This is a genomic window from Clostridium facile (genome assembly GCF_014297275.1).
Lineage (GTDB): Bacteria > Bacillota > Clostridia > Oscillospirales > Ruminococcaceae > Massilioclostridium > Massilioclostridium facile.
Map to the genome: position 1 here is coordinate 166,604 of NZ_JACOQK010000001.1, position 22,705 is coordinate 189,308.

Here is a 22,705-nt window from a genome sequence, read left to right on the forward strand (position 1 = left end):
ATTGATTGCTATCCTAATATCATAAAAATCCGTTTGGAGGAATTGTCATGAAGTTTGCGTTCTTAATTATGGGCGATTTTCAGCCAAAAGATCGGGCTGCTATCCACAACGGGGCAGCCCAGATAATAGGGGTAACCAATTTAACAGAGGCGTGTGAAGTGGCAAAGCAGCTATATGAAAATGGGGTTGCTTGTATTGAGTTGTGTGGGGCTTTTGGTGAATCTGGGGCGAAAGAGATTATCCATGCTACCAAAAATAAAATTCCCATTGGTTATATCACACATTTACCAGAACAGGATACCATTTATCAATCCGCTTTTTCAAAATAAAATTGCTAACAACCCTTTATCGAAGTTATGCCTTGACATCGGACGGAGAAAGTTCTACAATAATATTATGATACAAGATGAACAGAACAGGAGAATGTTTGATATATGGATAACCAACAGAAACAAAGGATTATCCAGGAATTTGTTCCTGGTAAACAAATTACTCTTGCCCATATTATTGCGAACCCTGTACAGGAATTGTGCGAAAAGCTTGGTATGATTGATATGGACAATGAGGCAATTGGCGTTATGACGATTACACCAACCGAAGCTGTTATTATTGGTGCGGATGTGGCTTCCAAAGCAGGTGGTGTTTCTATTGCGTTTGTAGACCGTTTTAATGGCTCTTTGGTAGTGTCTGGGGATGTGGATGCGGTGGAATCTTCTGTAGACGCTGTGTTGGATGTATTGGGTAATAAAATGCATTTTGATACAGTGCCAATTACAAGGACCTGATGCCGATGAAAAAGATGATGTTTGTTGGGGCAGTCAGTGCTGGAAAGACCACCCTTTGCCAAGCTGTACACAATTGGGAGTTAAAATATAAAAAAACCCAGCAGGTAGAATTTTTAAATAATATTATTGATACACCAGGGGAATATGCGGAATTCCGTATTGATTACCGGGTGTTGGCGATTACTGCGGCCAATGCCGATGTGGTAGTGTTGCTGCAATCGGTCAGCGATAAAAGGAATATTTACGCACCTGGATTTTGCAGCATGTTTAACCGTCCCTGTATTGGTGTTGTAACGAAGATTGATTTGGCAGAAGATGAAAAAGAGCTGATCAATGCGGAGAAAAAGTTGCGCCATGCCGGATGTACAAAAATTTTCCGTTTAAGTAGTGTAACCCAGGAAGGGATTAAAGAGTTCCGAGAATTTATGGAACAATAGGTGTTAATAAAATGGATAAAACAAAAAAATTGCTGGTTTCTATCATAGCAGTTGTGCTTGTCGTCATTTTGGCGATAGGCTTTTGTTTTCTATGGTCAAAACAGAATATGGAAACAGATCTTCTTTGTTTAAACCAGGCAATTACAGCATTTTCTGGGTTGGAAAATGGGGAATTGCAATCGGTATCCAGCCGTTCTTCGGCTAATCAGGATGCTGAGATGGAGTATATAGATCAAATACATCTGTTGTTTTCTCAGCAGGAAAATCAGTTGGATTATTTGTTAGAACAGGAATCCACACAACAGCAGGAAACGACTTCATTTTGCTATAAATCTGTTTCCGGAAAAATGTTTTATCAAAACGATCAAGGTATTTGGGAAGAAGAGGACTTTTCTAATCAGGTTCCATCTGTGTTGGCTGAAATGTTATCCACATTGGAACAACAAAATGTTAACAAACTTTCTGTTGTGAAAAAGGATGGAAATACAGTATATCAAGTTAAAATACAGCCATCCTCCTTATCAGATACCATAGGTGGATATCAAGATATCAGCTATATAAAAACCTATACTGTGGATTCTGAAGGGATGCTAATCCAAATAAAAACGGAAAACCAGTATGTCGTGAATCAAAATGGGAAAGAAGATACCTTAACGGTAACAACAGAAACAAAATTAATTAATAAAAATCAATCTTCTATCCCTGATGCGATTCAATAATCCTAACACCGCTATGCGGTGTTTTTTGCTATAAGGAGAAATTTATGTATTACCCAAATATTCAACAGGCTGTTTTTTTGGAACGTCCCAACCGGTTTATTGCCCATATTTTAGTGGAAGGAAAAGAACAGCTCTGCCATGTGAAAAATACAGGACGATGTAAAGAACTACTAATACCAAATACTACAATTTATGTGCAGCATCATGATAATCCCAACCGGAAAACAAAATATTCTTTAATTGCCGTACAAAAAGGGGAACTGTTGATTAACATGGACTCCCAAGTTCCCAATCAGATTGTTGCAGAATGGTTAAAAACAGGAAAATTATTCCCCGATTTAAAACTGGTCAAACCAGAAACAGTATTTGGATCATCCCGTTTTGATTTTTATCTGGAAACTTCCCAAAAAAAGATTTTTATGGAAGTAAAGGGTTGTACGTTAGAACAGAATGGAGTTATGATGTTTCCAGATGCTCCAACCCAGAGGGGAGTAAAACATATTCAGGAATTGATTTTAGCGAAACAGCAGGGATACGACGCATATCTGATTTTTGTCATCCAGATGAAAGGTGCTCGATATTTCACCCCAAACCGTTTGACCCATCCTGAATTTGCGGATGTGTTGCTCCAAGCCGAGAAAGCAGGGGTAAATATTTTAGCGGTGGATTGTATGGTAATGCCGGATAGTATCGAAATTGACCAGCAGGTTCTAATTCAATTGTAGCATTGAGGAAGGAAACAATAGGAGGATGGGATGCAAAAAGAATTTTTTTCAATCAATCAAATTCCTGCGGTATTGTGGGGAAAGCGAACTGAAAAACTAATCATTGCGGTTCATGGAAACCACTCGAATAAAACCGATTTACCGATTGAGTATCTGGCACAAGCCGTTACTACAAAAGGATATCAAATTTTAAGCTTTGATTTACCCCAACATGGAGAGAGAAAAAATAAAACACCACCTTGTAAAGTACCATTTTGTGTTGAGGACCTTACAACAGTAATGCAGTACGCCAAGAAAAACTGGAATGAAATCAGTTTGTTTGCGAATAGCATCGGGGCTTATTTTAGCCTTTTGGCTTATCAGCATGAAAACCTAAAACAGGCATGGTTCCTCTCTCCACTGGTAGATATGCAGCGTATGATTGAGAATATGATGCTGTGGTTTCACATTACGCCAGAACAGTTAAAACAAAAGCAGGAGATTTCTACTCCTATTGGAGAAACATTGGATTGGACATATTATTGTTTTGTAAAAGAGCATCCAATTTGTTATTGGAAAACTCCTACTTATATTTTATGTGGGGGACAGGATACCGTTTGTGAACCAGATACAGTATCTACGTTCGCGAAACGATTTTCCTGTCAATTGAAACTAGTACCAGAAGCAGAACATTATTTTCATACTCCAGAACAACTGGACATTTTTTCTTCTTGGCTAGAAGATACCTTATCGGTAGATTTTTAAAATTAGGATAAATTAAAGGAATTTGTGATAAGGTTTCTCCATAAATTATATAACAGTTTACAAAGACATGGTTTTTGATGAACAATGATGATACAATCAAAGATATGGGATTCATTATAAAGAAAAATGACTATTTGTAAAAGCAACGGTTGATTTTTTATAATAAAAGTGTAAGGGGAACCATTAAAAAAATGGTTCCCTTGTATTTTTTATTTTATTTTTTTAATGAAATTATGCTATTATACATAGAGGATAAACTGATAGCCTACAAAACGACGTTTTTTGATTGGAATAGAGATGATGACGTTAACATTGGTCTGCCCAGTGTAAAATTGCTTGATGCAAAAATTCCGCACATCCTGGTTGGCGTTCATCATAATAGGTTCGGAAACGTTCATCAGAAACATACATTGCAGACAAGCCTTTGTGCGCTTGTGGAGTATACTGTTTCCACACCATGCAAAGCCATTTTTTATGGAGCACCACAATCTGTTTGGCTTGTTCACTATTGGGTTTGTTACCGGAGACAACGGCATTTTCTAGCAACTGTTTTATGTCGGATTCTAAGGAATGGAATTGTTCATATTTTTGTTGGGACATCTGCATTATTTTTTGATTTGTCGTATCCACTTCATGGTTCCCATATTGTTTCCGCGCTTCTTCACCATATAAGGTTTCATTTTGTTGTACTGCTCTTTGTTTAAATGCTTTAAATTTTTCGGTATCGTTCATTTGGTATTCTCCTTTCATGGATAAAATAGTCTGTTCCACTGTCTGTATCAGGGAAGCAATGTGTGCTTGCTGTTTTTTTAATTCCAGAAGATGTTCTTCCAATGCGTCCATTAGATGGAATTGCTCTTGGTATAGTATTTTTTGAATCCGTTTTAGATCAAATCCACGTTCTTTATAAAAAAGAATTTGCTGTAACAAATCCAGTTCCTGTTCACCGTAATAGCGGTATCCTGAATCTGTAGTGTATAACGGTTTTAATAATCCAATCTCATCATAATAGCGTAGGGTGCGTGCACTCACCCCAGCGATATTGGATAATTCTTTAATACTATAATTCATTTTGATTCCTCCTCTGGATGAATACAAGCATACCACTTTCCGTAACGTCAAAGTCAATAGCAAATTAAAAATTTTTATTGTAAAAAGAATATCAACTATACTGAAATAGTTCTATTAATGATACAATGTCAGCATCATCAGATATTTTAGTTACTAGAAATGGTAAATCGCTGCTACACAATATTTTTAATTATTCTACCACATAAAAAAGTTTTTTTCATTTTACTATTGACTCTCCCCTTAGAGGATAGGCTATACTAGAAACAGATCCGGATCGGAACAACCAAAGGAGGACATTATGATTAGTATAGGGCAATTTTCAAAAACATGTTTGGTGACCATAAAGACACTCCATTATTATGATAAAATTGGATTGCTACATCCTGCTAAAATTGACCCTGATACCGGCTACCGTTATTATGAGGAATCTCAGCTTTCCACCATGTTGCTGATTGCTAAGTTAAAACGGTACGGGTTTTCCTTACAGGAAATCCAGCAAATACTTTGTGAATCGAACCAAAAAGCGCTTTATTCAAAACTCTACCAACAAAAACAAATCCTGGAACAACAGATGGTTCATACAAAAACCGTTATTCAGGAGTTGGAACAACATTTATCTGATTTTGAAAGGACAGGCGAAATTATGAATTATCAAGGAAACTATGATGTTCAATTGGAACAAACCAATGACCGTATGATTTTAAGCAGCAGACAAAATATGAGTGTAGACGAATTTGGAATTTATTTTGGCAAACTGTATGAAACGATATTCCGCAAACAAATCCCAGCAGATGGAAAAGGTATGGCAATTTATCATGATGAGGAGTTTGATCCTACCTGTAATGACATTGAGGTTGCATTAGAAGTATTTGACCCATCCGCAGCTACCCGTGTGTTGAAAGGAGGCTTATGCGCAACCACAATCCATTATGGGGCTTATTCCAATTTGCCGGAAGCCTATGGCAAAATGATGCAGTGGATTAAAGAAAATGGATATGAATTAATCAATAGCCCATATGAAATTTATGTAAAGACACAATACGACTGCCATACAGTGGAAGATTGGGAAACTAAAATTTATTTTCCCATCCGCAAAAAATAAAGGTTTATTATAGCTTAACATAACAAACAACCCATACTTTCCAATAAAAAGGAAGGTATGGGTTGTATTTCCATGATAACGGGAAAAATAAAAGAAACGTTTCCGATTTTTATAAAATAATACAGATTAATCCGCTGCAGCCTTCGTTGATAATGCGTTCAATGGTTTCCTGCATTTTTAAGCGGGCGTCACTTGGCATATGGTACAGCTTATTGTGCAGCCCTTCATTTACCAGTTCATGCAGTGATTTGCCAAATATATTGGATTCCCATAGCTTTTCAGGACTTTCCTCAAAATCATTTAATAAGTACATAACCAGTTCTTCTGATTGTTTTTCTGTCCCTACGATTGGGCTGACTTCTGTTTTGATATTAGCTTTCATCATATGGATGGAAGGAGCTTCCGCTTTTAGACGTACCCCATATTTTCCACCTTGTTTGACAATTTCCGGTTCTTCTAAAGTTAATTCATCCATCGTTGGCATGACAATACCATATCCCGTTGCTTCCACTTCTTCCAAAGCGCTGGAAACTTTATCATACTTCTTTTTAATCTCTGCCAATTCAATCATACAAGGCATCAAATCCGCTTCTCCTGAAATTTCTAAACCTGTAGTTTCCCCGAGAATTTGATAGAATAAATCATTTTTCAGGTTGACTTGGATATTTGCTGTACCACTTCCCAAATCAATTTGATCCACCATGCAGCCAGTGATATACTCACAATCCTTTAATTGGTCCAATGTTTTGGATACCTGGAAAATATGGGAAAGGTCTTGATAGGTATCCCGTATGGTCTGGAACAAAGAGGACTTGAGCCAATGGTCCTTTTGTAGCATGGTAATCCATTTTGGCATATCAATATTGACTTCTTTTACTGGGAACTGGAAGAGGATTTGCCTTAGAATTTCCCGAATATTTTCTTCTGTCAATTCCAGGCAGTTTACTGGCATAACAGCCACCTGATATTTTTCCTGCATCTCTTGGGCAAGTTCTTGAGAAGATGGGGAATAGGGATTTTCACAGTTTAATAATATGACAAACGGCTTATTGATTTCCTGCAATTCCTGGATAACCCGTTCTTCTGCTTCCTCATATTCTTCCCTTGGAATATCACTGATACTTCCATCTGTGGTAATTACCAGCCCAATGGTGGAATGTTCCGTAATTACTTTTTGGGTTCCCACCTCAGCCGCCATATTAAAAGGTACTTCACTGTCAAACCAAGGAGTCATTACCATACGAGGCATTTCGTTTTCAATGTACCCCAAGGAGCTGGGAACAATATAGCCAACACAATCAATTAGACGGACATTCATGACAGCGTTGTCTTCCAATACAATTTTTACCGCTTCTTCTGGAATAAACTTTGGCTCGGTGGTCATAATTGTTTTTCCGGCAGCTGACTGAGGAAGCTCATCCACTGCCCGTTCCTTTTGGAATTTACTATTGATGTTGGGGATAACCAGCGTTTCCATAAACTTTTTAATAAATGTGGATTTCCCTGTACGCACTGGACCTACAACCCCAACATAAATATCACCGTTAGTCCGCTTGGCAATATCTTGATAAATGCTGTTTTTCTCCATCTTTACAGCCTCCTTATTCTACAATTGGAATGAGCATCATACGGCGTTCCTCAATGATGGGGCGTTCCATCGCGTTTTCTTCCATAATAGCGTCCATTGAGGTGTTATAATGCCGGGCAATGTCCCATAAACTTTCGCCGCCATCCGCATAATAAATCGTCAAGGCAGGGCGGTTTTTTGTTTCTTTTGGCGCGGTTTCATCAATTGAAAAATCAGTTACAATCCGAATCCAGTCTCGGCAGGAAACAGTGCCGCATAGTTTGATTTCTGCTTCTAAATCCAATATGGTTCCATTAAAAGAGTACTCCATATTTACAATATCGCCTTTTGTTTGTACAATTGGGTTTTCACAGAGCTGGTCGCTGGATAATTGAAATTCAATTGGAATCTCTTTTGTTAGAAAGACAGGGTTGTTTTCCGAATCAACTGCCAAAATATCTGCTTCCAATTCCCCTGTAAAATCCAGGTGATCTTCCATTGACTTTGCGGATAGATTACGTACTTTTCCCCAGACATCAATTACTTGTTGAATATTTTGTAGTTCTACCTGCTGTTTGGACACCATGCTGTCATCTAGTATCCTTATCAGGCGGTCTGTTGCAATTTCTTTGGTGTCTGTCTGTGATTCATATAAAGTAGAAAAAGCGTCAGTGACACAGGCAATATCTTTTTGGATATAAGCATCCCCACAAAGGGTCAGATCGAACTGGGCGTTAATCATATTGGAGTCTTCTTCTTTGTGAAGGTCAACCCCCGTAACAAAGTAACAAACATTGCAGCTATAGTCTTCATCTACGCCGGGAAGATCCAAAATTTGGCTGATCGGAATGGTTTTGGTTGCGGTTTGCAGTTGTTGGTTTTCATCTGAGATACGGTAAATCACATGTAAGATGATATCTCCTTTGGTAACCATTTTATTCGCGATTAATTTACATTCCCCTGCAACAGCGGAGGCATAGTAAGAGATAATTTCTTCTGCAGGAGGTTCCAGTGTGAATTGTTCTTCTGCGCTAAATTGTTTTGTCCCCCATAGGTGACTGCTTCCGGTATGGATGCTTCCCCGGTTTAATTGGATACCGTTCCCTTCGGCATCGGATAGTACCATCTCTTCTTTTGGGCAATATACCTTGATTTGGATGGTAATTGCTCCTCTCAGGTCAACCCTTCTGGGATTGATTACCCTGCAATTGATGTAATCCCCACTGGTAGAATAGCAGATAATAGGGGTATTACATTCCCCTTTGATATCCGCTGTTTTGGAAAATGGGTATTTTTGTTGGATGGAATGTAGTTGATTGTTTTCTTCCCCTAAATAGAGGATATCCACAAAAATAACCCCATCTACCACTAATTTGTCTCCGGAGGTCCGGCAATTGTATACGCATGGTGTAATTGTAGTTTTTAGTACCTTAAAAATACCAGGATAATAGTCTGGTAAACTGTAATCCTGTTCGATTGATTGTTCTAAAGTACCATCGTATACTGATTCGTTGATACGAATGTTTTCATGAGAAAGATTCAGTTCCATTGATTTCTCCCCTTATCTGATACGGTATTATTATTTTCTATGGCATATATATGAACAAGTTGTACAGCTTATTCCAAAAAACAAAGGTTTTGCGTATTGTAGTAAAATGTTGTATAATAAGGGTAATTTGCATTTCCAATCAAAAAGGATATAAAAGAAAAAGGGTTTGAAATTATGAATATGAAACATCGAGTAAAATCGTTCTCCATCCATATTTTTGTTTTTTTCAAATGGATGGCGTTGGCGGCTTTAGTTGGAACGTTAATGGGAGGCATTGGTTCTGCATTCCGCTTTTGTATTGAAAGGGCTACTGAACTGCGGGAAGAAAATAGCTGGTTACTTTCTTTTTTACCAGTAGCAGGAGTGCTTATTGCAGTAATGTATGTAATGTGTGGCATGAAAAACGACCGTGGAACTAACTTAGTAATTACATCGGTAAGAACGACAGAAAACCCTCCTTTGCGACTAGCACCGTTGATTTTTATTGGAACCATTTTTACGCATTTGTGTGGGGGTTCCGCAGGCAGGGAAGGAGCAGCAATCCAGTTGGGAGGTAGTGTTGCTTCTAATATTGGGAAATTATTTCACCTTGATCAAAATGACCAGCACATGATTACTATGTGTGGAATGAGTGCCGCTTTTGCTGCTTTATTTGGGACGCCATTGACTGCTGCGATTTTTTCGATGGAAGTCGTCAGTGTTGGAGTCATGTATTATGCCGCAATTGTTCCCTGTGTAATTGCTTCTTTAATTGGCAATCAAATTGCCCTTGCTTTTGGCGCTGCGCCAGTGGGGTTTGACATTACGGGGATTCCATCGTTAAACTTGATTTCTGCTGGGCAGGTAATTTTACTCGCTGCCCTCTGCGGAGGAGTTAGTATCCTATTTTGTGTTGCCATGCACAGTGCGGGGAAATTGTATGATAAAGTATTGCCAAATCGTCTGTTACAAGCAATTGTAGGCGGTGTTTTGGTAGTTGTATTGACTTTGATTTTTCAAACCTATGATTATAATGGAATTGGAACGGATGTAATTTTGAGAGCGACCCAAGGGGAGGTAAAACCAGAGGCGTTTCTATTAAAAATTTTGTTTACAGCAGTTACGTTAGGTGCTGGATTTAAGGGGGGCGAGATTGTTCCTGCATTGTTTACCGGCGCTACTTTTGGAGGAACAGTAGGACCTTTGATTGGATTATCTGCTTCCTTTAGTTCCAGTATTGGCATGATCGGGTTATTCTGTGGTGTTGTCAACTGCCCTTTATCCGCACTATTAATGAGTATTGAATTGTTTGGAATACAGGGGATTGGATTATATGCTATTACTGCTGCGGTAAGCTATATGCTCTCTGGGTATTATGGGCTGTATTCTTCTCAAAAAATTATGTACTCCAAATTAAAGACAAAATACATCAACCAGGATACAAAGTAATGGATTCAAATGCTGTACCCTATGGTACAGCATTCTTTCGCTTTATGATTTGGAAAAGGAGTTACGATAGAAAAATAGAATTAATAACCTATCCATGTGTCAAAAATAAGATATAGAGTGTAAGAAGATTATAAAACAATTATTATGTAAAAGTATTTACAAGATGATATTTTGTTTGGTAATTGGGATAAAAATTTATATCAATAATGTTTTATTGATCTTTATCGATACAACATAATAAAAATTGAAGTATTTCTCCTTTACAAATACAAAAGGTTCCGGTATATTTAAAGTGAAAAGCCAAATAAAACAGGAATGAGGTGTTAAATTTGAATTATATTGTAGCGCTAGACCAGGGGACAACCAGCTCACGCTGTATTATTTTTGACAAACAGTTACATGTTGTTGCAATGGCACAGAAGGAGTTCCCACAGATCTATCCAAAACCAGGTTGGGTGGAACAGGATCCAACCGATATTTATATTTCTCAATATAATGTGATGATGGAAGCAATTTTAAAAAGTGGGATTTCTGCGGAAGAAATTGCCGGAATAGGGATTACAAATCAGCGGGAAACTACAATTGTATGGGATAAAGAAACGGGAAAGCCCATTTATAATGCGATTGTTTGGCAATGCAGAAGGACATCCGAAATCTGTGAAGTTTTAAAGCAAAGGGGATTGGAAGGCTACATCCAACAAAATACTGGTTTGATTATCGACGCCTATTTTTCTGGAACCAAAATAAAATGGATTTTAGACCATGTGGAAGGTGCGAGGGAAAAAGCCAGGCAGGGAAAATTACTGTTTGGTACAGTGGATACCTGGCTAGTGTGGAAACTAACCAACGGAAGGGTACATGTGACCGACCATACCAATGCTTCCAGAACCATGCTGTACAATATTAAAAATTTAGAATGGGATGAAACTTTATTGCAGGCGCTGGATATTCCAGCTTGTATGCTGCCTGAGGTTGCCAGCAGCAGCCAGGTTTATGGCACAACCAATATTAACGGTGTACAAGTCCCCATCAGTGGAATGGCCGGAGACCAGCAGGCTGCTTTATTCGGACAGGCTTGTTTTCAAAAAGGAGAGGCAAAAAACACCTATGGTACAGGGTGTTTTGCCTTAATGAACATTGGTGAAACCATGGCGGTGAGCAAGCAAGGGCTGATTACTACTTTGGCAGCTAGTGTAGGAAATCATATTACTTACGCCATGGAAGGTAGTGTCTTTGTAGGTGGTGCGGTTATCCAATGGCTACGGGATGAATTAAAATTACTACAAAATTCCGCCCAATCCGAGGAAATGGCAGCCAAAGTTTCTGATAACGGTGGTGTCTATATAGTTCCAGCATTTACTGGAATGGGTGCCCCTTATTGGGATATGTATGCCAGGGGAAGTATTTTTGGCTTGACAAGGGGAGCCAATCAAAACCATTTAGTCCGTGCTTGTTTGGAAAGTATTGCGTACCAGACAAAAGATGTGATTGATGCTATGGCAGCAGATACAGGGATTCCAGTAACTTCCTTAAAGGTGGATGGCGGGGCAAGTGCTAACCAGTTTTTGATGCAGTTCCAATCCGATATTTTAGGCGTTCCATTATATCGTCCAGCGATTAGCGAAACGACGGCATTGGGAGCTGCTTATTTGGCAGGGCTTTCCACAGGATTTTGGCATGACTTCGATGAAATTCGGGACTGCTGGTCGTTGGGAAATTCCTATGCTCCGCAAATGGACCAGCATCAATCCCGTAAGCTGGTCGCACATTGGCATAAGGCAGTAGAATGTACTAGAAATTTTATTGTTTAAGAACAGGAGAATAACATATGCCTTTTTTAATTGCAGTGATTGCTATTATTGTTTTAGTTGTTTGCGCTTTATTGTATTTTGTGATACGCAAGGCGGTAAAAGATGGATTTGTAGCAGGATATTGTAAAATACACCGGTTAAACCCCCATCAATTTGACAATGAAGATGACTGAATTATTTTAATATAAGATAAAAAAATTAATAAATTGTTTTTAGTTTCGTCTAGTTTCTTATGGTACACTAGAAGTAATTAAAAATAATCCTAATATTCCATCGAGGTAAATGATCATGTCTGCTAGCTGTAAACCAATGAAACACTATACATTAGGGGAAGAAATCGCCAATGCGGTTTCCCATGGATTAGGGGCGTTACTTGCCATTGCGGGCTGTGTTGTGCTGATTGTGTTTTCTGCATTAAACCATAGCCCTTTAAAAGTGGTTACTTCCAGTATTTTTGGCGCCAGCTTAATCCTTATGTTTGGCATGTCTACGATGTATCACGCACTTAGCAACCAAAAGGCTAAGGCTGTTTTTCGTATTTTTGACCACAATGCCATATTCCTATTAATTGCTGGTACTTATACTCCTTTGACGTTAGTTGCGTTACGAGGATGGCTTGGATGGACCATCTTTGGAGTAGTATGGGCAGCTACTATTTTGGGGATTGTACTCAACTCCATCAATATGGAACGGTTTAAAAAATTTTCTATGGTGTGCTATCTGGTAACAGGTTGGTGCATTATTGTAGCGATTGTTCCTTTGGTACAGCATCTGGACTTGGTTGACCTGGTCTTTTTATTGGCTGGTGGTGTTGCCTATACGGTGGGGATTTTATTTTACCGTTTAAAATCCATCCAATATATGCATTCTATTTGGCATCTGTTTGTATTGGCAGGGGCTATTTTCCACTATTTTTGTGTGTTAAACGTTATGCAATAATATGATAAAATTACAATAGTATAAAAGGAGTGGGACGGAATGAACCGTACAGAGATTAACACAAAAAACGCACCAGAAGCATTGGGACCATATTCCCAGGCAATCCGGATAGGGGATTTGATTTTTACTTCGGGTCAAATTCCAATTGACCCAGCCACCAATACACTGGTTTCCGGAGGAATAGTCGAACAGGCTACCCAATCTTTGCGGAATCTACAGGCAGTATTAACAGAAGCCGGAAGTTCTTTATCTGATGCGGTGAAAGTAACGGTGTTTGTAAAAAATATGGATGATTTTGCAAAGTTAAATGAAGTATACGGCAGTTTCTTTACCGAGCCATATCCAGCACGTTCCTGTGTAGAAGTAGCTCGTCTTCCAAAAGATGTTTTGGTGGAAATTGAAATTGTAGCTTTGGCAAAATAAAATAAAAAACCTCAGTAGTGATTTACTGAGGTTTTTTATATCATGGTAGCATGGTTTCCAGTTTTATCGGAGATTGGACAGAAGAAATTTTCTGATAAAATTCTCGAACATAAAGAAAAGAGAACTTGCTTTTATGGGAAACAGATTTACTCCATTTATGATTTATTTAACAGCAAATTCATTTTGCAAGCTATATATACCATTAGTATAATAACTATTTTATTCTCCTTATCATACTTGTATATGCCAGCATGATAAGGAGTTTTTTAAATACCTATTTGTATAATTGTCTACAAATGGGTAGGCCATTGTTCCAAGGTCAATTTTCTGGTAATAAAAAATTGTTGTTAGTAACTATTTTATTTGCTGTTCTAAGCAAAGGTACTTTACAGAATATTTCTAATTCATATAGTTTGCAGATTTTTGGAAATAAAAACGGGTATCTACTATTTATTTCGTAGATACCCGTTTGTCTATTCTATGATGGTATATACAAAGTTTTCCCATAACAATCGGTTACCTTCATCTACTCCAAAAGGGAGCAGAGCCATAGCAACGGTATTTTCTACCCCATCATCTGAAAGCAAAACAGCATAATCACCATTGATTTTTTGTACGGTATAATAAACAGGTCCCATATTAGCCCCACCTTATCCTTGATTTTTAATATAGTATAACATGGGGTAGTAAAAAAAGCAATGTTACTGGTTGTTAATCTCAGCACAGTCCAGAACATTACGGCAAAGGAATGCGATTAATCCTGCCATTAAAATATTCCATACAGTTGAGATTCCCAAGACAACAGCAAAAACAGAGATGCCGGTATTTGCTAGGAAAAATCCAACAACCCCTCCTATAGCAAGGCCAGGAGCGATAATAATTAACAGAGCAAGGAAGTAGAATCCCAAGATAATAAATTTGTTTCCGGTGCTGCCCAATAAACGTTCTGTCAGGAAATTTCCCGCAATAAACAGTAATCCAAAGCCAATTCTGGCAAAGATACACACAATCACTTCGATAACAGGGAGTTGTACAACAACACCAATGATTGCGAACAGGAGGACTGCCTCAATAATAATTTTTTCAATCCCTTCCAAACATACATAGAATAGTTTTTTAAATGGACTTTGAGGGACCATATAAACATAGGGCAGCGTCAATTCTCGCACCCAACGCCCTGTATGGGCGGAAAAGAACTGCATATAAACTGAAAATATAAATATGGCAATAATCTCCTTCATAAAGAATGAGAAAACAATAGTAATGATAAAGAAGATAGTTGTCATGGTGTCAAATAAAAAAACACGGCCACGGCGTTTTTCGATTTTATGTTTGAAATAAAATGCGCTGGCTCCCCAACCTTTTGTTAAACCGGACTTTCCTACCTTTACATTTTTCGGAACCACATCCATTGTTTTGTTCTCTTTTTTTGCAGTAATCGCGCTAAAAGAAACCTCGGTTGCCTGTAGCACATCCTCATAAAAATCAGAATGAGTTTTTGTTAGGATGAATATTAGCAAGGCAACAAAAAGGAGAGTTCCACCAAATCCACATAAAACACTGATAAAGTCACCGGATAAACAGCCTACAATCGCAGCTTTGATCCAGCCACCTACTGGGAAAAATGCCAGTACAGGAGAATTAACTTGTGCAACGGCAACACCTAAAATATCGTCTGATTCGCTGAGAAGTGGGTAACCAATATAAGCAATTGCCAGGACGCCAACGACAATAAAGATGGTTTTCAGGATGCGTTTCAGGGTTTCATTTCCACTGGTAAACGAATAAAGGATCATAGCACAGAGCTGGCCACAGAACATAATAATGGCGTATCCCAATAAAATCAGCAATACTCCTGGTAGTGTAATACCATAAATCTGATTCAGCCAGGAATACTGAAATAGAATAAAAAACCCTACAAATAGGGAAGTTCCCATCTGTTTTACCAGCCCATACAGCAAAATCTTTTTGCTGGAAATTGGAGTGGAAAACAATAAATGGACGTCGGCCATAGAATAAAAACTTCCTCCAGAACTGAATCCATGCATAGCTGTAAATAAGAAAATAAACAGGTATACCAAAAATATAATGGCGTATAGTTCCGTAATATTACGGTGGTCAAGGATTTCTGTAGGGTCAGAGACCATAGTAGAAACTACCATAAGGGCAAACATAGCTACTACAAACAAGACAAGAACCAATTGCCCCGGCTTTTTTCGTAATTCTTTAATCCAGTTTTTAATTGTGGTAAATAGTAAGTATCTGAGGCTGGTCATTGATGTGCACCTCTTCCTTCCGTAATCGAGAAGAACAGGTCTTCCAAGGATTGATCCCCTTCTTCTGTTGGGGTATTGTATTTAGTTGCAGCAAAGCTTCCATTCATCATAATGTGTGCCACATCCCAGTAATCCTCTACGCTGTCAATCATATGGGTGCTAATTAAAACAGAGCTTCCTTGACGTTTTAATTCCCAGAATACTTCTTTTAATTCTTTGATTGCGTGAGGGTCAAGCCCAACCATAGGTTCGTCAAAAATAATCACCTTTGGTTTATGCAGCAAGGCACAGCAGATGCTTAGTTTTTGCTGCATCCCTTTGGAGAGCTCTTTTCCTAACTTTTGGCGTTTATCAGTCAATTCAAACCGCTGTAACAACTGCTCTATATCTTGTTGGTAGTTTTCCAACTGGTAGGCACGGGCGATAAATTCCAAATGCTCCTCTACGGTAAGCAAGTCATATACAGCTGGCATTTCTGGAACATAGCCTAGTAGTTTTTTTGCTTGTAATGATTTATTTGGGTAACCACAAATATTGATTTCCCCATGAAACCGCAACAATCCAGTAATACATTTAATAATAGTGGATTTACCAGCGCCATTTGGTCCCAGTAAAACCGCAATTTCTCCGTCGTTTACCGAAAAATGGATTTGGTTGTTAGCGATTGTTTTTCCATAAGTTTTTGTTACGTTTTTTACTTCAAACACAGAGATAACCTCCCAAAACCTCTATTATTGAGGTTTGTATTATTGTATTATGATTCTAGTACAAATATACAATAGGGAAGGTAGTTTGTCAATAGGTTAAAACAATAAATTTTATCTAGTAGCTTGTAAAATAAAAAATAATAGTAAGGAGAATAAAGTTCATAGCTTTTTTACGGATACTGTTTGTGGATAACTTGTATTTAATTAGTAAAAATAGTATAATAAGAATTAATTTAGTTTTGTAGCCAGATTCTGGCTGAAGTGATATAGGAGGATTTGCCGATGTGTGGCTTTGTAGGTTTTACAAACCGGATTGACAATGCACAAGAGACATTGAATAAAATGATGGATCGGATTGTCCATCGTGGACCAGATTCTGGTGGTAGCTTTATTGATGATGGAATTGCGTTGGGATTCCGCCGATTGAGTATTATCGACCTAGAGGGAGGCAGTCAGCCAATCTTTAATGAGGATAAAACAAAAGTATTGCTTTTTAACGGGGAGATTTATAATTATCAGATACTCCGTGAAAAATTGGTGGCAGCAGGACATCAGTTTACTACCCACACCGACAGTGAAGTTTTGCTCCATTCCTATGAAGAATATGGTAGTTCATTTGTAAAAGAACTAAGAGGGATGTTTGCCTTTGTTATTTGGGACCGTGAAAAGCAAGAATTGTTTGGCGCTAGGGATTTCTTTGGCATTAAGCCTTTATACTATTCTCAAATGGGAGAAAGTTTTTTGTTTGGTTCCGAAATCAAAAGCTTTTTAGACCATCCCCATTTTCAAAAAGAATTGAACACCACAGCATTGGAAAATTACCTTTCTTTCCAGTATTCCCCTTGTGCAGAAACCTTTTTTAAAGGGGTTTATAAAATGCCACCAGCCCATTATTTCCTTTATAAAGATGGAAAGATGGAAATGACCCGTTATTGGATTCCGGATTTCCAGGCGGAAGAAGATAAGGATTTGGACTACTGGGTGGATGAAATTGAAAAGACATTTGATAATTCGGTAGAAGCCCATAAAATTAGCGATGTAGAAGTAGGATCATTTTTATCCAGCGGGGTGGACTCCAGCTATGTCGCTTGTTCCGCCAATGTGGACAAGACCTTTACAGTAGGCTTTGATAATGGAGAAAAATACAATGAGATCAGCTATGCTCAGGAATTATCCGAACAAATTCCAGTAAAAAACATCAGCCATGTGATCACAGAAGAAGAGTTTTGGGGAACTTTCCCAAAAATCCAGTATCATATGGATGAGCCTTTGGCTGACCCAGCTGCTGCGGCACTGTTCTTTGTTTGTAAAGAGGCTTCTAAATACTTAAAAGTAGTGTTGTCCGGTGAAGGTGCGGATGAAATTTTTGGCGGGTATAATGTATATAAGGAACCCATTGATAAACGCTCCTATGATAAACTGCCATTCTGGATTCGCCGTGCTATTAGTAAAGTAGCAGAGCTGCTCCCAGCACACCGTGGTTTGAACTTTTTGGTGCGCCGTGGCAAATACCTGGAAGAGCGCTTTATTGGTAACGCTTATATGTTTACCGAAAAAGAACGGAAAAAGCTGTTAAAAATCCATACGGATGCCCCTTCCCCAGCGGAAGTTTGCCGTCCATTTTATAATATTGTCAAGGATAAGGATGAAGTAACAAAAATGCAGTTCTTAGACCTGAACATGTGGATGGTGGGGGATATCCTACTAAAAGCAGATAAAATGAGCATGGCAAACAGCTTGGAATTACGTGTACCATTTTTGGATAAAGAAGTAATGAAGCTAGCGCAGCGGATACCTACCAAATACCGTGTCAATGAAACCAACACTAAATACGCTATGCGTTTGGCAGCGCTTCGCCGCATGCCAAAAAAATGGGCTGGTAAAAAGAAACTGGGATTCCCAGTACCAACCCGTGTTTGGCTAAAACAGGATAAATATTATCAACTGGTAAAAGAGAAATTTACTGGAGAAGTTGCCAATACCTATTTTGATACTGACCGCCTGGTAAAATTGCTAGACCAACATAAGGAAGGAAAAGCAGACAACAGCCGTAAAATCTGGACAGTTTATACTTTCCTGGTATGGTATGACCAATATTTTGCGGAAACAAAATAAAATGTAAAAAAATTCATTGGATGATCATAGACGAAAGGGCCCTATTTTGGGGCCTTTCTTAATAGAAAGGTTCTATTTTATGAAAACACGATTAAACGCTTTGGGGATTGCTCATCAATTTATTACAGAGCATATAAAACCAGGGGATTTATGCGTTGACGCAACGATGGGACGTGGAAACGACACCGCTTTTTTGTGTGAACTGGTGGGGGAAACCGGAAAAGTAGTTGCTTTTGATGTACAGCAGGATGCGGTGGAAAGCACCAAATTGTTGTTAGAACAAAAGGGGTTATCCAAACGTGCGGAACTTCATCTTGATAGTCATAGTAATATGGCAAATTATCTACAACCAGAAACAGTAAGCTGCATTACCTTTAATTTTGGGTGGCTACCTGGTGGAGACCATAAGATTTTTACTCAGCCGGAAACCAGTATTGCGGCAATCAATCAGGGGCTGGAATTGTTAAAGCCGGATGGAATCATGAGCCTGTGCATTTACTATGGAAAGGATACCGGATTTGCGGAAAAGGATGCACTACTTGAATTTCTTCCTACAATTGATAGCCAAAAATATACGGTTATCATTAACAGTTTTGCCAACCGCCCTAACTGTCCACCAATTCCTGTTATGATCTATAAGCGAACCTGAGGTTTAAACTACTGATTTCCGTACATAATAGTATTAGATTTGAGGAAGAAAGCGAGGGAACAATATGAATTTTAGCATGGAATCCAACCGCATTTATAAATTGGATGAGTCAGGCAGGCTGATTGCGGAGGTAACATTTCCTAGTGTTTCTACCAAAGTAGTGAATATTAACCACACTTTTGTGGATGAAAGCCTAAAAGGGCAAGGAATAGCGGATAAGTTAATGAAAGCCGTTGTATATGAACTGAGGGAAACTGGAAAGAAAGCCCGTACCACTTGCCCTTATGCAACCAAATGGTTTGAACGCCATCCAGAAGCTCAGGATGTTTACACAACCAGTTTTTTAGAATAATCTAGAATCCCCTGGAAAAACCAGGGGATTTTTTGTAGTTAAATGCCTTTATTATTTAAGTAAATCTATCAATTTACAACAGTTATGGGGAGGATGCTATAATAAAAATACTTTAATACTTTGTCATATGATTAAAATTAAGGTTTGATTTACAAGTTTATTTTGAAAGTTTGGAACAGCTATGGTTTCACAAATAGATAATCCCAATACTTATATTCTGTTCACTGGTAGTGTTATGATGAAATTAAAAATTAGTAATCTGCTTGTTTGATATAAAAAATAATTTTAATTGTAAAGAAAAACTCTTGACATTTTGTTGGAAATCAGGTACAATATCGTTTGTAAAGTTTTGAGCTTTACAAATCTGGTCAGAAACCCAGGAGGCGAGCCCATGAGCAAAAATTTGCATGTATCCGTATTGTTGGATTATTATGGGAACTTGTTAACCGAAAAACAGCGGGATCTGGCAGAACTTTACTATAATGATGATTTATCGTTAGGCGAAATTGCCGAGATTACGAATATAACCCGTCAAGGGGTACATGACAGTATCAAACGAACCGAAGCTGTGCTGTTAGAATATGAAGAAAAAATAGGGTTACAGCAAAAAACGGATGATATAATTGGTTTATTGGAAAAGGTAAACAAACGCATCCAGCGGTTACAGGATACTTGCCAAAAAACAAATGGTTCCAGTTTGATCATGGATGAGTTGGTAAAATTAGAAAAACTAGTAACCAACTGCTTAAAAGACTACGAATAAGGAGGATGAGCACCAATGGCTTTTGAAGGCTTGACAGATAAACTATCCGCGGCGTTTAAAAAGCTTCGGTCTAAAGGAAAATTGACTGAGAGCGATGTCAAAACAGCAATGCGGGAAGTAAAGCTGGCTTTGTTGGAAGCGGATGTAAATTACAAAGTAGTAAAAGATTTTGTTGCCAAAATCAGCGAACGTTGTGTTGGTTCCGATGTGCTCACCAGTTTAACTCCTGCCCAGCAGGTAATTAAAATTGTAAATGAAGAACTTTGTGCTTTAATGGGGAATACAGGTGTTTCGATTAAATTTCCTTCAAAGCCGCCTTGTGTTGTGATGATGTGTGGCTTACAAGGAAGTGGTAAAACAACCCATTCCGCTAAACTGGCAAAATACTACCGTTCCAAAGGGCACCGTCCTTTGTTGGTTGCTTGTGACGTATACCGCCCGGCGGCGATCCAACAGTTGAAGGTAGTAGGGGAACAAGCTGGGGTTCCGGTATTTGAAATGGGTCAGGACGATCCCGTTAAAATCTCAAAACAGGCAATCCGTCATGCGAAAGATCACGGCAATGATTTGGTTATTTTGGATACCGCCGGCCGTCTGCATATTGATGAAGCATTGATGGATGAATTGAAAAATATTAAATCTGCAGTAGAACCTAATGAAATTTTGTTGGTTGTAGATGCCATGACAGGTCAGGACGCTGTTAATGTAGCAAAATCATTTAATGAATTGTTGGATGTAAGCGGCGTTATTTTGACCAAATTGGATGGTGATACCCGTGGTGGTGCTGCGCTCTCTGTGCTGGCTGTTACTGGAAAACCAATCAAATTTAATGGGATTGGCGAAAAATTAGATGATTTGGAAGAATTCCATCCAGAGCGTATGGCTTCCCGAATCCTTGGTATGGGCGATGTTTTAACCTTGATTGAGAAAGCAGAGTCCAGCATGGATTTAAAAGAATCCGAAAAGATGGCCCGCAAATTAAAAGAGAATTCTTTTGATTTAAATGATTTGTTATCCCAAATGCAACAGATGAAAAAAATGGGTAGTATCCAACAGATTATTTCCATGATTCCAGGTTTGGGTAACAAAGTAAAAGAAGAAGACCTGGATGCAGGCGATAAGAAAATGAAGGTTACAGAAGCTATTATTTATTCTATGACCCCAGAAGAACGTAAGAAACCGTCTATCATCAGTCCCTCCCGAAAACGCCGTATTGCAGCAGGAAGTGGGACTCAAGTGCAGGATGTAAATCAGCTGTTAAAACAGTTTGAGAATATGCAAAAAATGATGAAGCAATTTGGCGGTACAAAAAAAGGAAAACGTCGCAAATTAATGATGCCCCCAGGAATGGGATTTTAATGGAGTTACCGCTTTGTGAAAAAAGCTGTAATAGATCAGCGTGAAATACGCTAAAAAAGATAGAAATCATGCAGGAGGTGACAGAAATGGCTGTTAAAATTAGATTGCGCCGTATGGGTGCGAAAAAAGCTCCATTCTACCGTATTGTTGTAGCTGATTCCAGATACCCAAGAGACGGAAGATTTATTGAAGAATTGGGTACTTATGATCCAAACAACAAAAACAACTCTGTATCCGTAGATGCAGATAAAGTAAAATCTTGGATTAGCACTGGTGCACAACCAACTGATACTGTAAAAAGATTGCTGAAACAAAACGGCGTTATGTAATTTTGTTTTAGTTGCGGAATTGCCCGGGGAGCTTTCTCTCCGGGCTTCCGTGTACCTTCAAAAACCACTTTTTCCGACGAAGGGAGTTTACACAATGGAAGAATTATTGGTAATTATTGCAAAAGGTCTGGTAGAAGATAAAGATGCAGTTACTGTTACTGCTGATGAACCAGACCAAGAAGGCGTTATTGTATACCATCTGCATGTAGCTGCTGACGATATGGGCCGTGTCATTGGAAAACAAGGCCGCATTGCAAAAGCGTTGCGTACTATTGCAAGGGCTGGTGCAAACCGTTTAGGACAAAAAATTTCTGTAGAAATTGATTAATAAAGAAACCAAAAAGGAACTGGACTTTTCAGTTCCTTTTTTATTTTGTCTATCAATAAACTCGTTTTTTCTTTTCAATACTAGGAAAGTGATCTGCTAATAAGAACCTTATAAGAATAGATGATTTCACAAACTTATATATTTTTGGAAATTAGTTATGCCTATTTTGAAAAAGATAGTGTTATAAAATCATAGTCTGTTATTTCGTAAATCAATAATGTCATTGGAAATCTGTTATTATAGCTGAATTCTATTTTCTTCATTTCAATGACTATTGCGCCAGCTACTACCAATACCGCTAATCCTGCAAGTGGGGCAACATTCTCTGTTTTAGTGACATTTGCTTTTGGTATTGTGTTTCTTGCACGATTTTGGTTTGCTTCACTTCCTGTTGTCCCTATTAGTTCCAGTTTGCTTTGTGCCGCCTTCACTTCCATTGCTTTTGTGTTGATTGTTCCTTCTTCTTTGCTTAGATCATTGTTGTTTAACATTGTCTGCGTGTTCTGCTAACAATACTTGGAACCTTG

General features: G+C 38.4%; 26 protein-coding genes. 19 read left to right on the top strand and 7 right to left on the bottom strand.

Translation table 11 applies throughout. From position 1 onward, the window contains the following. Nucleotides 1–47 precede the first annotated feature (47 nt). The 6 genes from H8Z77_RS00650 (at nucleotide 48) to H8Z77_RS00675 (ending at nucleotide 3,410) form a co-directional block, all read left to right on the top strand. Entirely contained in the window at nucleotides 48–329 is a 282-nt protein-coding gene (locus tag H8Z77_RS00650) for a DUF6506 family protein (RefSeq protein ID WP_186995839.1), read from the top strand. Between the two features lie 105 nt (nucleotides 330–434). Next, nucleotides 435–785, top strand: coding sequence for a BMC domain-containing protein (locus tag H8Z77_RS00655; RefSeq protein ID WP_069988164.1), 351 nt, complete (start codon nucleotides 435–437; stop codon nucleotides 783–785). A gap of 5 nt (nucleotides 786–790) precedes the next feature. Next, nucleotides 791–1,222, top strand: a complete 432-nt coding sequence (locus H8Z77_RS00660) for a EutP/PduV family microcompartment system protein (RefSeq protein ID WP_069989462.1) — start codon at nucleotides 791–793, stop codon at nucleotides 1,220–1,222. A gap of 11 nt (nucleotides 1,223–1,233) precedes the next feature. Continuing rightward, nucleotides 1,234–1,941, top strand: a complete 708-nt coding sequence (locus H8Z77_RS00665; protein WP_186995840.1) for a hypothetical protein — start codon at nucleotides 1,234–1,236, stop codon at nucleotides 1,939–1,941. Between the two features lie 44 nt (nucleotides 1,942–1,985). Next, nucleotides 1,986–2,666, top strand: coding sequence for a DNA/RNA nuclease SfsA (gene sfsA / locus H8Z77_RS00670; protein WP_186995841.1), 681 nt, complete (start codon nucleotides 1,986–1,988; stop codon nucleotides 2,664–2,666). A gap of 30 nt (nucleotides 2,667–2,696) precedes the next feature. After that, nucleotides 2,697–3,410, top strand: a complete 714-nt coding sequence (locus tag H8Z77_RS00675) for an alpha/beta hydrolase (RefSeq protein WP_186995842.1) — start codon at nucleotides 2,697–2,699, stop codon at nucleotides 3,408–3,410. 306 nt (nucleotides 3,411–3,716) lie between these two features. Here H8Z77_RS00675 and H8Z77_RS00680 read toward each other — a convergent pair whose 3' ends face one another. Further along, nucleotides 3,717–4,481, bottom strand: a complete 765-nt coding sequence (locus tag H8Z77_RS00680) for a MerR family transcriptional regulator (RefSeq protein ID WP_186995843.1) — start codon at nucleotides 4,479–4,481, stop codon at nucleotides 3,717–3,719. 298 nt (nucleotides 4,482–4,779) lie between these two features. Between H8Z77_RS00680 and H8Z77_RS00685 the strand changes: the two genes are divergently transcribed. Next, nucleotides 4,780–5,583, top strand: coding sequence for a MerR family transcriptional regulator (locus H8Z77_RS00685; RefSeq protein WP_186995844.1), 804 nt, complete (start codon nucleotides 4,780–4,782; stop codon nucleotides 5,581–5,583). Between the two features lie 109 nt (nucleotides 5,584–5,692). Here H8Z77_RS00685 and spoIVA read toward each other — a convergent pair whose 3' ends face one another. Next, the gene (gene spoIVA / locus H8Z77_RS00690; RefSeq protein WP_186995845.1) at nucleotides 5,693–7,171 is read right to left on the bottom strand and encodes a stage IV sporulation protein A; all 1,479 of its coding nucleotides are present in this window, start codon (nucleotides 7,169–7,171) and stop codon (nucleotides 5,693–5,695) included. 13 nt (nucleotides 7,172–7,184) lie between these two features. Next, entirely contained in the window at nucleotides 7,185–8,699 is a 1,515-nt protein-coding gene (locus H8Z77_RS00695) for a DUF3794 domain-containing protein (protein WP_186995846.1), read from the bottom strand. Between the two features lie 174 nt (nucleotides 8,700–8,873). On the opposite strand from H8Z77_RS00695, the gene H8Z77_RS00700 reads away from it, so the two are divergent. The 5 genes from H8Z77_RS00700 (at nucleotide 8,874) to H8Z77_RS00720 (ending at nucleotide 13,300) form a co-directional block, all read left to right on the top strand. Then, complete coding sequence (locus H8Z77_RS00700) at nucleotides 8,874–10,127, top strand: chloride channel protein (protein WP_186995847.1); 1,254 nt, start codon at nucleotides 8,874–8,876, stop codon at nucleotides 10,125–10,127. Nucleotides 10,128–10,456: 329 nt separating this feature from the next. Continuing rightward, nucleotides 10,457–11,938, top strand: a complete 1,482-nt coding sequence (gene glpK, locus H8Z77_RS00705) for a glycerol kinase GlpK (RefSeq protein WP_207725986.1) — start codon at nucleotides 10,457–10,459, stop codon at nucleotides 11,936–11,938. Between the two features lie 17 nt (nucleotides 11,939–11,955). Next, the gene (locus H8Z77_RS00710) at nucleotides 11,956–12,111 is read left to right on the top strand and encodes a DUF6019 family protein (protein WP_159427359.1); all 156 of its coding nucleotides are present in this window, start codon (nucleotides 11,956–11,958) and stop codon (nucleotides 12,109–12,111) included. A 115-nt stretch (nucleotides 12,112–12,226) separates the two neighbouring features. Next, nucleotides 12,227–12,877 (top strand): PAQR family membrane homeostasis protein TrhA, encoded by a 651-nt coding sequence (gene trhA, locus H8Z77_RS00715; protein WP_069988174.1) that lies wholly within the window; start codon nucleotides 12,227–12,229, stop codon nucleotides 12,875–12,877. 39 nt (nucleotides 12,878–12,916) lie between these two features. Continuing rightward, nucleotides 12,917–13,300, top strand: a complete 384-nt coding sequence (locus tag H8Z77_RS00720) for a RidA family protein (protein WP_186995849.1) — start codon at nucleotides 12,917–12,919, stop codon at nucleotides 13,298–13,300. 473 nt (nucleotides 13,301–13,773) lie between these two features. On the opposite strand, the gene H8Z77_RS00725 is transcribed toward H8Z77_RS00720, so the two are convergent. The 3 genes from H8Z77_RS00725 to H8Z77_RS00735 form a co-directional block, all read right to left on the bottom strand. Beyond that, the gene (locus H8Z77_RS00725) at nucleotides 13,774–13,938 is read right to left on the bottom strand and encodes a DUF3006 domain-containing protein (protein ID WP_141720191.1); all 165 of its coding nucleotides are present in this window, start codon (nucleotides 13,936–13,938) and stop codon (nucleotides 13,774–13,776) included. A 63-nt stretch (nucleotides 13,939–14,001) separates the two neighbouring features. Further along, nucleotides 14,002–15,576, bottom strand: coding sequence for a putative ABC exporter domain-containing protein (locus tag H8Z77_RS00730; RefSeq protein WP_186995850.1), 1,575 nt, complete (start codon nucleotides 15,574–15,576; stop codon nucleotides 14,002–14,004). Beyond that, a complete protein-coding gene (locus tag H8Z77_RS00735) occupies nucleotides 15,573–16,283 on the bottom strand; it encodes an ABC transporter ATP-binding protein (protein WP_069988177.1) in 711 nt (236 codons plus the stop codon). Before H8Z77_RS00735 ends, H8Z77_RS00730 begins: the two co-directional genes overlap by 4 nt. 282 nt (nucleotides 16,284–16,565) lie before the next feature. Between H8Z77_RS00735 and asnB the strand changes: the two genes are divergently transcribed. The 7 genes from asnB (at nucleotide 16,566) to H8Z77_RS00770 (ending at nucleotide 22,178) form a co-directional block, all read left to right on the top strand. Then, a complete protein-coding gene (gene asnB / locus H8Z77_RS00740) occupies nucleotides 16,566–18,398 on the top strand; it encodes an asparagine synthase (glutamine-hydrolyzing) (RefSeq protein ID WP_186995851.1) in 1,833 nt (610 codons plus the stop codon). A gap of 79 nt (nucleotides 18,399–18,477) precedes the next feature. Beyond that, nucleotides 18,478–19,047 (top strand): tRNA 5-(aminomethyl)-2-thiouridylate-methyltransferase MnmM, encoded by a 570-nt coding sequence (gene mnmM / locus H8Z77_RS00745; RefSeq protein WP_186995852.1) that lies wholly within the window; start codon nucleotides 18,478–18,480, stop codon nucleotides 19,045–19,047. 64 nt (nucleotides 19,048–19,111) lie between these two features. Further along, nucleotides 19,112–19,399, top strand: coding sequence for a GNAT family N-acetyltransferase (locus tag H8Z77_RS00750; protein WP_069988180.1), 288 nt, complete (start codon nucleotides 19,112–19,114; stop codon nucleotides 19,397–19,399). Between the two features lie 391 nt (nucleotides 19,400–19,790). After that, nucleotides 19,791–20,162: a putative DNA-binding protein gene (locus H8Z77_RS00755; RefSeq protein WP_186995853.1), complete on the top strand. Its 372-nt coding sequence runs from the start codon at nucleotides 19,791–19,793 to the stop codon at nucleotides 20,160–20,162. A gap of 15 nt (nucleotides 20,163–20,177) precedes the next feature. Further along, complete coding sequence (gene ffh / locus H8Z77_RS00760; RefSeq protein WP_069988182.1) at nucleotides 20,178–21,521, top strand: signal recognition particle protein; 1,344 nt, start codon at nucleotides 20,178–20,180, stop codon at nucleotides 21,519–21,521. A gap of 86 nt (nucleotides 21,522–21,607) precedes the next feature. After that, complete coding sequence (rpsP, locus tag H8Z77_RS00765) at nucleotides 21,608–21,850, top strand: 30S ribosomal protein S16 (RefSeq protein WP_069988183.1); 243 nt, start codon at nucleotides 21,608–21,610, stop codon at nucleotides 21,848–21,850. 94 nt (nucleotides 21,851–21,944) lie between these two features. Then, nucleotides 21,945–22,178, top strand: a complete 234-nt coding sequence (locus H8Z77_RS00770; RefSeq protein WP_069988184.1) for a KH domain-containing protein — start codon at nucleotides 21,945–21,947, stop codon at nucleotides 22,176–22,178. A 161-nt stretch (nucleotides 22,179–22,339) separates the two neighbouring features. Here the strand turns inward: H8Z77_RS00770 and H8Z77_RS00775 are convergent, their stop codons facing one another. Next, entirely contained in the window at nucleotides 22,340–22,669 is a 330-nt protein-coding gene (locus H8Z77_RS00775; RefSeq protein ID WP_186995854.1) for a hypothetical protein, read from the bottom strand. Nucleotides 22,670–22,705: the final 36 nt, after the last annotated feature.

Bases quoted from the DNA above. Each gene is read 5' to 3' on its own strand.
- sfsA (WP_186995841.1), top strand. From the start codon at position 1,986: ATGTATTACCCAAATATTCAACAGGCTGTTTTTTTGGAACGTCCCAAC.
- H8Z77_RS00720 (WP_186995849.1), top strand. From the start codon at position 12,917: ATGAACCGTACAGAGATTAACACAAAAAACGCACCAGAAGCATTGGGA.
- H8Z77_RS00650 (WP_186995839.1), top strand. From the start codon at position 48: ATGAAGTTTGCGTTCTTAATTATGGGCGATTTTCAGCCAAAAGATCGG.
- spoIVA (WP_186995845.1), bottom strand. From the start codon at position 7,171: ATGGAGAAAAACAGCATTTATCAAGATATTGCCAAGCGGACTAACGGT.
- H8Z77_RS00685 (WP_186995844.1), top strand. From the start codon at position 4,780: ATGATTAGTATAGGGCAATTTTCAAAAACATGTTTGGTGACCATAAAG.
- mnmM (WP_186995852.1), top strand. From the start codon at position 18,478: ATGAAAACACGATTAAACGCTTTGGGGATTGCTCATCAATTTATTACA.
- ffh (WP_069988182.1), top strand. From the start codon at position 20,178: ATGGCTTTTGAAGGCTTGACAGATAAACTATCCGCGGCGTTTAAAAAG.
- H8Z77_RS00660 (WP_069989462.1), top strand. From the start codon at position 791: ATGAAAAAGATGATGTTTGTTGGGGCAGTCAGTGCTGGAAAGACCACC.
- H8Z77_RS00725 (WP_141720191.1), bottom strand. From the start codon at position 13,938: ATGGGACCTGTTTATTATACCGTACAAAAAATCAATGGTGATTATGCT.
- trhA (WP_069988174.1), top strand. From the start codon at position 12,227: ATGTCTGCTAGCTGTAAACCAATGAAACACTATACATTAGGGGAAGAA.
- H8Z77_RS00710 (WP_159427359.1), top strand. From the start codon at position 11,956: ATGCCTTTTTTAATTGCAGTGATTGCTATTATTGTTTTAGTTGTTTGC.
- H8Z77_RS00695 (WP_186995846.1), bottom strand. From the start codon at position 8,699: ATGGAACTGAATCTTTCTCATGAAAACATTCGTATCAACGAATCAGTA.
- H8Z77_RS00665 (WP_186995840.1), top strand. From the start codon at position 1,234: ATGGATAAAACAAAAAAATTGCTGGTTTCTATCATAGCAGTTGTGCTT.
- rpsP (WP_069988183.1), top strand. From the start codon at position 21,608: ATGGCTGTTAAAATTAGATTGCGCCGTATGGGTGCGAAAAAAGCTCCA.
- H8Z77_RS00750 (WP_069988180.1), top strand. From the start codon at position 19,112: ATGAATTTTAGCATGGAATCCAACCGCATTTATAAATTGGATGAGTCA.
- H8Z77_RS00655 (WP_069988164.1), top strand. From the start codon at position 435: ATGGATAACCAACAGAAACAAAGGATTATCCAGGAATTTGTTCCTGGT.
- H8Z77_RS00730 (WP_186995850.1), bottom strand. From the start codon at position 15,576: ATGACCAGCCTCAGATACTTACTATTTACCACAATTAAAAACTGGATT.
- H8Z77_RS00770 (WP_069988184.1), top strand. From the start codon at position 21,945: ATGGAAGAATTATTGGTAATTATTGCAAAAGGTCTGGTAGAAGATAAA.
- asnB (WP_186995851.1), top strand. From the start codon at position 16,566: ATGTGTGGCTTTGTAGGTTTTACAAACCGGATTGACAATGCACAAGAG.
- H8Z77_RS00755 (WP_186995853.1), top strand. From the start codon at position 19,791: ATGAGCAAAAATTTGCATGTATCCGTATTGTTGGATTATTATGGGAAC.
- H8Z77_RS00675 (WP_186995842.1), top strand. From the start codon at position 2,697: ATGCAAAAAGAATTTTTTTCAATCAATCAAATTCCTGCGGTATTGTGG.
- H8Z77_RS00700 (WP_186995847.1), top strand. From the start codon at position 8,874: ATGAATATGAAACATCGAGTAAAATCGTTCTCCATCCATATTTTTGTT.
- H8Z77_RS00680 (WP_186995843.1), bottom strand. From the start codon at position 4,481: ATGAATTATAGTATTAAAGAATTATCCAATATCGCTGGGGTGAGTGCA.
- H8Z77_RS00775 (WP_186995854.1), bottom strand. From the start codon at position 22,669: ATGTTAAACAACAATGATCTAAGCAAAGAAGAAGGAACAATCAACACA.